Below are 8,306 nucleotides of genomic sequence, written 5' to 3'. Positions count from 1 at the left end.
CGCCCCCTGCGGCAACAGCAGGTAAAGCACCGTGGCGGCAGCGGCAACGTCCAGGGCGGTAATCAGCAGTTGCAGCAGGCTCAGGCGCGCGCCGGGCAGGCGCAAGGTGCGCCGGCCTGCTTGCACCAGCAGGTTGTCAGCCAATGGTTGTTCGGGCAGTCGCCGACGGTACAGGCCATAGACCAGCGCCGCGCTCAGGCCAAGTACTGCCAGGGCGATCGCTGCCAGCAGCGCAGGCGACAGGTGCAAGGCTGAAGCGGTGGCAGGCAGGTTGCTCAAGGTTGCCAATGCCGCCAGGGGCGGCAAGGCGCAGCCAAGGGACAGGCTGGCAAACAAGGTCATCCGTGCCACTTCTGCGGCCCCGATACCGTGGCGGGCGTACAGGCGATAGCGCACCGAGCCACCGGACAGCAGCGACAGGCCGATGGCGTTGCCGATGGCAAAGGCACTGAAACCGCCCATGACCAGGGTGCGCGTCGGTAACTGAACGCCGGCGTAGCGGCTGGCCGACCACTCATAACCGAGCAGTATGACGAAGCCGGCAACCGTGGCCAGCAACGCGCCGGCCAATGCTGTTGGCGGCACGCTGAGCAGCGAATCGTGCAGGGCATAGATGTCCAGCTCGCTGAGCAGATGACGGCAGGCGATCAGTGCGACAGCGAACAGCAGCAAGGTCACGCCCAGGCCGATGGGCTGGCGGTACTTGCTCAGGCGTTCGAGCCAGCGCAGGCGATGCTCGGCATTGGGCAGTGCGGCAGTAACAGGAGCGTGTGTTTCGGGTGGCTGGGTGCGCATCAACCACCTCGTGGCTTGCGCGCGACAAGCAGGGTGTATCCGGTCAAAGTACCAATCCCTATGGAGACGTAATGGCCGGTATGATCGGGCCGCTGAGCACCTTGAGGATAGTTAAAGAAGTTTCATATTGCCTGAGCGGCAGGGGGAGGGCGCGGTAAGGGGAATTGCTTGAGGTACAGACGCAAAAAAGGCCACTTTTTTCAAAGTGGCCTTTTCTGTTGTTTGGTTGCGGGAGCCGGATTTGAACCGACGACCTTCGGGTTATGAGCCCGACGAGCTACCAGACTGCTCCATCCCGCGTCTGTGGGGCGGATTCTACAGCGTTGGGCTTGGCTGTCAACGCTTAATTGTTGATTTACAATAAAAAATTGCCTGGAGCTTTATTCCGGGCAAAGAAAAAGGCCACTCGTGAGAGTGGCCTTTCCTGAATCTGGTTGCGGGAGCCGGATTTGAACCGACGACCTTCGGGTTATGAGCCCGACGAGCTACCAGGCTGCTCCATCCCGCGCCTGTGGAATGAGATTCTACAGTTTTGCCCGTGGCTGTCAATAGCTGATTTACAGAAATCCTTTTTCCTTCAATCGCTTAGCGCGCCCGAAAAGGGCTGCAGGCTAGCTGGGGCGGGCCTTGCAGGGTATCTGGCGGAGAATAAATTAGTTGTGATGCGTGGGCCGCTATCGGGTGAGATACTGCTTACATCACTTTAAACCTGTTCTTACGCTACCTATGTCTCAACGCAAGATCATCCATATCGACTGCGATTGCTTCTACGCCGCCATCGAAATGCGCGACGACCCGCGTCTGGTCGGGCGGCCGTTGGCGGTGGGCGGTGCGGCGGAGCGGCGTGGGGTGATCGCTACTTGCAACTATGAGGCGCGGGCGTTCGGGGTGCGTTCGGCGATGTCCTCGCGGCATGCCCTCAAGCTGTGCCCGGACCTGTTGATCGTCAAGCCGCGCATGGATGCGTATAAGGAAGCCTCGCGAGAAATTCACAGCATCTTTCGCGAATACACCGATCTGATCGAGCCCTTGTCACTGGATGAGGCTTACCTGGACGTGTCGGACAGTTCCTGGTTCGCCGGCAGCGCCACCCGCATTGCGGCGGATATTCGCCGTCGGGTTGCCCAGCAGTTGCACATCACCGTGTCAGCCGGTGTCGCGCCGAACAAGTTCCTGGCCAAGATCGCCAGCGACTGGCGCAAACCCAATGGGCTGTTTGTGGTCACCCCCAATGAGGTCGAGGACTTCGTTGCCGCCTTGCCGGTCAGCAAGCTGCACGGGGTAGGCAAGGTCACCGCCGATAAGATGGGCCGCCTGGGCATCAGCAATTGCCTGGAGCTGCGTGACTGGAGCCGTCTGGCCCTGGCCCGTGAATTCGGCAGTTTTGGTGAGCGGCTGTGGGGGTTGGCGCGAGGGATCGATGACCGACCGGTACAGAACGACAGTCGTCGTCAGTCGGTCAGCGTGGAAAACACCTACGATGCCGATCTGCCGGACCTGGCCAGCTGTCTGGAGAAACTCCCGGAGCTGATGGAAACCCTTGCCGGGCGTATGGCCCGTATCGACGACAGTTATCGCCCGGGCAAGCCGTTCGTTAAAGTGAAGTTCCATGATTTCAGCCAGACCACGCTTGAACAGTCAGGGGCGGGGCGTGACCTTGGCAGCTATCAGCAATTGCTCAGCCAGGCCTTTGCCCGTGGTGGCAAGCCGGTGAGGCTGTTGGGGATCGGTGTGCGCTTGCAGGATTTGCGCGGCGCCCATGAACAGCTGGAACTGTTCACTCAGGACTGAGGAGGGCAGCGCCAGCAGGCTGGCGCTATCCGGGTAACGCGCAGGTCAGTGTACGCCGGGGTCGGCAACCAGGCGGCCAGCGTCCTTGGTCAGCGACTTGAGGAATTCCTGTTGTAGTTCCGGATCGTTGCGGGTCAGCTCGATCAGGCTTTGCTCCAGTTCACTGGCTTCTTCTTCCAGGCCCAGCTCCGACAGACGCTTGACCCGATGCACCCACTGGCTGACTTCATCGTCTTCCAGGTCATCGAAAATCAGTTCGTGGGCTTCCACCAGTTTGCCGCGCAAGTTGCTGCTGATCAGCAGGCTGGCATCGCCACGCACATTGTTGTCTTCATCCGCCACCTGCAGGTGCAGGGTGCCGATATGGGTCAGGTTCTGCTCGCTGAACGGGCTGTCGAGCAGGTTCAGCTGCAGTACGCCATTACGGTCGGTGGTCAGCTCGTGATTCACCTTGCCAGCCTTGACCGTTACCGGCCGCTCGCTCCACGGCACGCTGGCGTACTCCTGACGCTTGTCCTTCTGCACCTCGGTGATGCCTGCCAGGTTCTGCTGCGCACGACCGTTGGACTGGGCGTTCATGAACGGGTTGAGGCCGTCGAAGCCATAGCTCAACCAGTCACGGGTAACGCTGTCGGGCAGGTTGCCCAGGGCAAAGACGTTGACCACGTTGGCGCCGACACCGGCAACCACCGCCACCGCGCCCAGCGGAATCTCGTAGACTTCGCGCCAGGGCTGGTAAGGCGTGTAGCGATCGTAGCGACGAGTCACTTCGAACTCGGTGACTTCGAAGTTCTTCTGCTCATGGATGCGCACACGCCGCTGCGGCAGTTCGAGTACCTTGGGGTCCCCGACATCGATCTGCAGGCTGTGTTCGAGCAGCTTGCGCTCGATGCGCTCCTCATGTTCGCTGCGCTGGGACATCTGGTTGGCGCAACCGCTGAGGAGCAGGGCGCCGCACAGTGCGGCGCCCCCCAGGTTGATGGTACTTCGCTTGAACATGATTACTCTTGCGTTGGCTTAGCGACGAATGCGGGCTTGCAGGAACGACAGCACCTCGGCCACTGGCAGCGGCTGTGCGTCACGCTCGGTACGGTGCTTGTATTCCAGGTTGCCGTCAGCCAGGCCGCGGTCGCTGACCACGATGCGGTGTGGAATGCCGATCAGTTCCATGTCTGCAAACTTGATCCCCGGGCTGGTTTTCTTGTCGCGGTCATCCAGCAGCACTTCAAAACCGGCGGCAGTCAGTTCGGCATACAGCTTGTCGGTGGCTTCGCGAACCTGTTCGGTTTCGTAGCGCAGCGGTACCAGGGCGATCTGGAACGGTGCCAGGGTATCGCTCCAGATGATGCCGTTCTCGTCGTAGTTCTGCTCGATGGCTGCGGCAACCACGCGCGATACGCCGATACCGTAGCAACCCATGCTCAGGGTCACCGGCTTGCCGTTCTCGCCCAGCACCTGGCACTTGAGTGCTTCGCTGTACTTGGTGCCGAGCTGGAAGATGTGCCCGACTTCGATGCCGCGCTTGATCACCAGGGTGCCCTGGCCATCCGGGCTTGGGTCGCCTTCGACGACGTTGCGCAGGTCGGCCACTTGCGGAACCGGCAGATCACGCTCCCAGTTGACGCCGAAGTAGTGCTTGTCGTCGATGTTGGCGCCAATGCCGAAGTCGCTCATCAGGGCGACCGAGCGGTCGATGATGCATGGCAGCGGCAGGTTCAGCGGGCCGAGGGAACCGGCGCCGGCGCCAATGGCGTTGCGCAGTTCTTCATCGCTGGCCATGACCAACGGGCTGGCAACCTCTGGCAGGTTGGCGGCCTTGATTTCGTTGAGTTCGTGGTCGCCACGGACGATCAGGGCAATCAGCTTGCCTTCTTCGGCGGCGTGGACGATCAGGGTCTTGACGGTCTTTTCGATCGCCAGTGCATAGTTTTCGACCAGTTGGGTGATGGTCTTGGCGTCCGGAGTGTCGACCAGGCGCAGCGCTTCGGTCGGCGCAGGGCGTTCGGTTTCCCGTGGGATGGCCTCGGCCTTCTCGATGTTGGCGGCGTAGTCGGAGCTGTCGCTGAAGATCACATCGTCTTCACCTGACTCGGCCAGCACGTGGAACTCGTGGGAGTAGCTGCCACCGATCGAGCCGGTGTCAGCCTGCACTGGGCGGAAGTCCAGGCCCAGGCGGGTAAAGATGTTGCTGTACGCCTGGTGCATGCGATCGTAGGTTTCCTGCAGGGAAGCCGGATCGGCATGGAAGGAGTAGGCGTCCTTCATGATGAACTCGCGACCTCGCATCAGGCCGAAGCGCGGACGGATCTCGTCACGGAACTTGGTCTGGATCTGGTACATGTTCAGTGGTAGCTGTTTGTAGCTGTTGAGTTCGTTGCGGGCCAGGTCGGTGATGACCTCTTCGTGGGTCGGGCCCACGCAGAACTCGCGGCCGTGACGGTCCTTGAGGCGCAGCAGCTCGGGGCCGTACTGTTCCCAGCGGCCGGACTCTTGCCACAGCTCGGCAGGCTGGATGGCCGGCATCAGCACTTCAAGGGCGCCAGCGGCGTTCATTTCCTCGCGGACCACGGCTTCGACCTTGCGCATTACCCGCAGGCCCATCGGCAGCCAGGTATAAAGGCCGGATGCGAGCTTGCGGATCATGCCGGCACGCAGCATCAGCTGATGGCTGATGACGACCGCGTCGGAAGGAGTTTCTTTCTGGGTAGCGAGCAAATATTGACTGGTGCGCATGGTAGGCCGTTGTCGGTTGCTTAAGACTTTAAATGACCCCGCATTGTACGGGGGCGATTCGGTGACGTACAGGATGCCGGAGCGCGAAGGCGTTGTCAGCCCGAATCGAGACAAGAAAAAGCCCGGCAGTGCCGGGCTTCTTCGTACTGGGGATACTGAAACCCTAAGGCTTACAGGATGCTCAGCGGGTACTCGACGATCAGGCGCAGTTCGTCGATCGATGGCGAACCGTAGTAAACGCCGTCGCCGGAACGGTAGGTGGCTTGACGAATGCGGAAGCTCAGGTCTTTGGCCGGACCTTCCTGCAGGACGTACTTGGCCTCGATATCGCGTTCCCATTCCTTGCCGTTGTCGGTGCCTGTGACGTTGGCGCCGGTACCTTTGACATAACGGGTCATGAAGGTCAGGCCTGGAACGCCGTATTCGGCGAAGTTCAGGTCGTAACGTGCCTGGTAGGATTTCTCGTCTTCGGCGTTGAAGTCGGAACGGGCGATGGAGTTGGCCAGGAAAATGGTACCGCCGCCGTCGATGCCGTAGGCATAGTCGCCGTCACCGGTAACTTTCTGGTAGGCCAGGGTGAAGGTGTGCGCGCCAATGTTGTAGGCGCCCGACAGGCTGAACGCACGGTTATCAAGTTTGTCACCATCGAATGCGGTAACGTTGGCCGCGCCGTCGCTCTTGGTGTCATAAATGTTGAAGTCGAACACCAGGCCTTGCTTGTCGCTGATCGGCAGTGCCCAGTTGACGTTGGCGTAGTATTTGCGCCAGTAGTCTTCGACCTTGGAATAGTAGAGGCTGGTGCTCAGGGTGTCGGTGAAGGCATAGGTGCCGCCGAATACGTCGGCCTGGGTCAGGCCTGGGTTCTTGACCCAGGTAGTGCGGTTCTTGCCACCGATGCTGTCGTGGTAGGACTGCGATTGAGCATTCAGTGCTGTGAAGTGACCGGCGTTCAGCTCAAGGCCTTTGATTTCCTTGCTGGTAACCAGGAAGCCTTCGACGGTTTCCGGCAGCAGACGGCTGTCGTCGGTCGCCAGAACTGGCAGGGCGGTGAACTGGGTGCCGTATTTCAGCACGGTGTCGGAGATGCGGAACTTGACCGCCGCGCCACCTTCGGAAAACGAGTCTTGCGAACGGCCATCCTCGCCCAGCGGGAACTGGCCGGTGCCGGCGCGACCCTTGCCACTGTCCAGTTTCAGGCCGAGCATGCCGATGGCGTCGACACCGACACCTACGGTGCCTTGGGTAAAGCCCGACTGGAAGGTGCCGAGGAAGCCCAGGCCGGTTTCTTCAACGCGGCTTTGTTCATCATTAGGCACGTTACGGAAGTCACGGCTAAAATACAGCATGCGGGTTTTGACATTGAGTTTGCTGTCTTCAACAAAGCCCTTGGACTCATCCTGAGAAGAGGCCACTGCCATCTGCGAGGTGCCGGCTGCAACAGCCAGGGCGATTATGCTCCACTTCATCACGCGCATCGTGATTTGCTCCTTTGGTTTTTAGGAAGAGTACTGCCGTCGCTGTTTGATTTTTTTATACAGCGCGGCTCTTTCTTTTTGTGTCGGCGGAAATGTATATCACGCTGACCATCGTTGGCGATATGGGGGCAAAGAACCTTTCGGTAACTTTACGGTCATGTCGCTAACCGTTATGTCCTTGTCGCAAATCACGCCCCGTTTTTTGCGGGCCGTACAACTCCAGCGCTGTTTCAGGCGGTTTAAGGATAGGTAAAAAACGCTAGCCCGCACCTTCTGAAACTCCCTGGTTACCCCATGCAGCTGTTGTTAATTTGTCGCCGCTCACCGCTTCAATGCAGATGGCGTGCCGACTGTGGTGGATGACAATGCAACAAGCGTGCACAAAATCGAACAGGGTTCACGAAATTTTCACTTTTCTGCAGTGCAGGGCGGCCAGGTGCCGAGAAACCGGGGGTCAAAGAACCTTTGGTTAGCCGTCGGCGCTTACCATGGAATAACTGAAAAAGTTGCCCGTAAAGTCAAAGCGTTACCGCTGAAGGCTAAAGCTGAGTAGTTTGTGGATGTTCGGTGGGCGAGGAGGGGATGGGTGGCTTCATTTTGGTGCGAAAAGTAGCGTTTTATCGATCGGGCACCGTAACACCCGTTCGTCTGCAGGCCTTTTTTCAGCCGGTAGGGGGCCAAAACAGTGCGTCTCTTCATTTATACGGCAGCAGGCAATGCCGCGGCAGCCGATCAGGAGTATCCTGCTGGCTGTGGCTCGCGGTGCTTGCGTGGGCGAGGTATTGTGCTGTTGTAGGAGATTTCGCTGTGTTTGTTCTGGATCAACGTCTTCAACAAGACACCTTGTGCCTGGGTGACTTTCCACTATGTCGCCTGCTGCTGAGCAAGGATGCCAACTATCCCTGGTTTATCCTGGTGCCGCGCCGTGCGGATATCAGTGAATTGTTTCAACTTGATGACAAAGATCAGCAGCAACTCTGGAAAGAAACTACAGCCTTGGCGCAGGTGCTCAAGGATACCTTTGCCGCCGACAAGATGAATGTGGCGACCCTCGGCAATGTAGTTAGCCAGCTACATATGCACGTCATTGTTCGTCGTCGCACTGATCCGGCCTGGCCGGCGCCTGTTTGGGGCAATAAGCCTGCGATTGAATATTCGCCACAACAGTTGGCCGATGTTCGTTTGCGCCTGGCCGAGGTCTTGGTTGACGATTTTCAGTTCATGGAGGCTTGAATCATGACCCTTGAAGCGCGGGTGACCGAGTTGGAAAGTCGGCTGGCCTTTCAGGACGATACCTTGCTGGCCTTGAACGATGTGCTGGTCGAGCAGCAGCGGGTCGTTGAGCGCCTGCAGTTGCAAATGGCGGCGCTGCTCAAGCGCTACGAAGAAATGGTCGGCCAGTACCAGGCCAGTGAAGAAGAAGCACCGCCGCCCCATTACTGATTCTGGGGTGTAAAAAAACCGCGATGGGCAGTGATGCCGTCGCGGTTAATGAGATGGTCACCCCGACAC

The 8,306-nt window shown here is 59.2% G+C and carries 7 protein-coding genes and 2 tRNA genes; 3 read left to right on the top strand and 6 right to left on the bottom strand.

Annotation, left to right across the window (positions count from 1 at the left end):
* The 3 genes from UW3_RS29775 to UW3_RS0119115 all read right to left on the bottom strand — a co-directional run.
* Nucleotides 1–795 (bottom strand): lysylphosphatidylglycerol synthase transmembrane domain-containing protein (locus tag UW3_RS29775; RefSeq protein ID WP_010224740.1); only part of this gene is annotated, 795 nt, incomplete at its 3' end.
* Nucleotides 796–1,018: 223 nt separating this feature from the next.
* A tRNA-Met gene (locus UW3_RS0119120) sits at nt 1,019–1,095 on the bottom strand.
* Nucleotides 1,096–1,226: 131 nt separating this feature from the next.
* Nucleotides 1,227–1,303: transfer RNA gene (locus UW3_RS0119115), tRNA-Met, on the bottom strand.
* Nucleotides 1,304–1,521: 218 nt separating this feature from the next.
* On the opposite strand from UW3_RS0119115, the gene dinB reads away from it, so the two are divergent.
* On the top strand, nt 1,522–2,586 hold the full coding sequence (dinB, locus tag UW3_RS0119110; RefSeq protein WP_010224738.1) for a DNA polymerase IV: 1,065 nt from the start codon (nt 1,522–1,524) through the stop codon (nt 2,584–2,586).
* 45 nt (nt 2,587–2,631) lie between these two features.
* On the opposite strand, the gene UW3_RS0119105 is transcribed toward dinB, so the two are convergent.
* The 3 genes from UW3_RS0119105 to UW3_RS0119095 all read right to left on the bottom strand — a co-directional run bounded on the left by UW3_RS0119105 (nt 2,632) and on the right by UW3_RS0119095 (nt 6,794).
* On the bottom strand, nt 2,632–3,585 hold the full coding sequence (locus UW3_RS0119105; RefSeq protein WP_010224736.1) for a hypothetical protein: 954 nt from the start codon (nt 3,583–3,585) through the stop codon (nt 2,632–2,634).
* 18 nt (nt 3,586–3,603) lie between these two features.
* Nucleotides 3,604–5,319, bottom strand: coding sequence for a proline--tRNA ligase (locus UW3_RS0119100; protein ID WP_010224734.1), 1,716 nt, complete (start codon nt 5,317–5,319; stop codon nt 3,604–3,606).
* Nucleotides 5,320–5,489: 170 nt separating this feature from the next.
* Nucleotides 5,490–6,794 carry an OprD family porin gene (locus tag UW3_RS0119095; protein WP_010224732.1) on the bottom strand — a complete coding sequence of 435 codons (1,305 nt, stop codon included), beginning with the start codon at nt 6,792–6,794 and terminating at the stop codon, nt 5,490–5,492.
* An 807-nt stretch (nt 6,795–7,601) separates the two neighbouring features.
* Between UW3_RS0119095 and UW3_RS0119090 the strand changes: the two genes are divergently transcribed.
* Entirely contained in the window at nt 7,602–8,027 is a 426-nt protein-coding gene (locus tag UW3_RS0119090; protein WP_010224730.1) for an HIT family protein, read from the top strand.
* A 3-nt stretch (nt 8,028–8,030) separates the two neighbouring features.
* Nucleotides 8,031–8,237, top strand: coding sequence for a SlyX family protein (locus UW3_RS0119085; protein ID WP_010224728.1), 207 nt, complete (start codon nt 8,031–8,033; stop codon nt 8,235–8,237).
* Nucleotides 8,238–8,306: the final 69 nt, after the last annotated feature.

This window comes from Pseudomonas donghuensis, from assembly GCF_000259195.1.
Classification (GTDB): Bacteria; Pseudomonadota; Gammaproteobacteria; order Pseudomonadales; family Pseudomonadaceae; genus Aquipseudomonas; species Aquipseudomonas donghuensis.
Note: the sequence above shows the minus strand (reverse complement) of the source record. Positions and strands in the feature narration are given on the sequence as shown.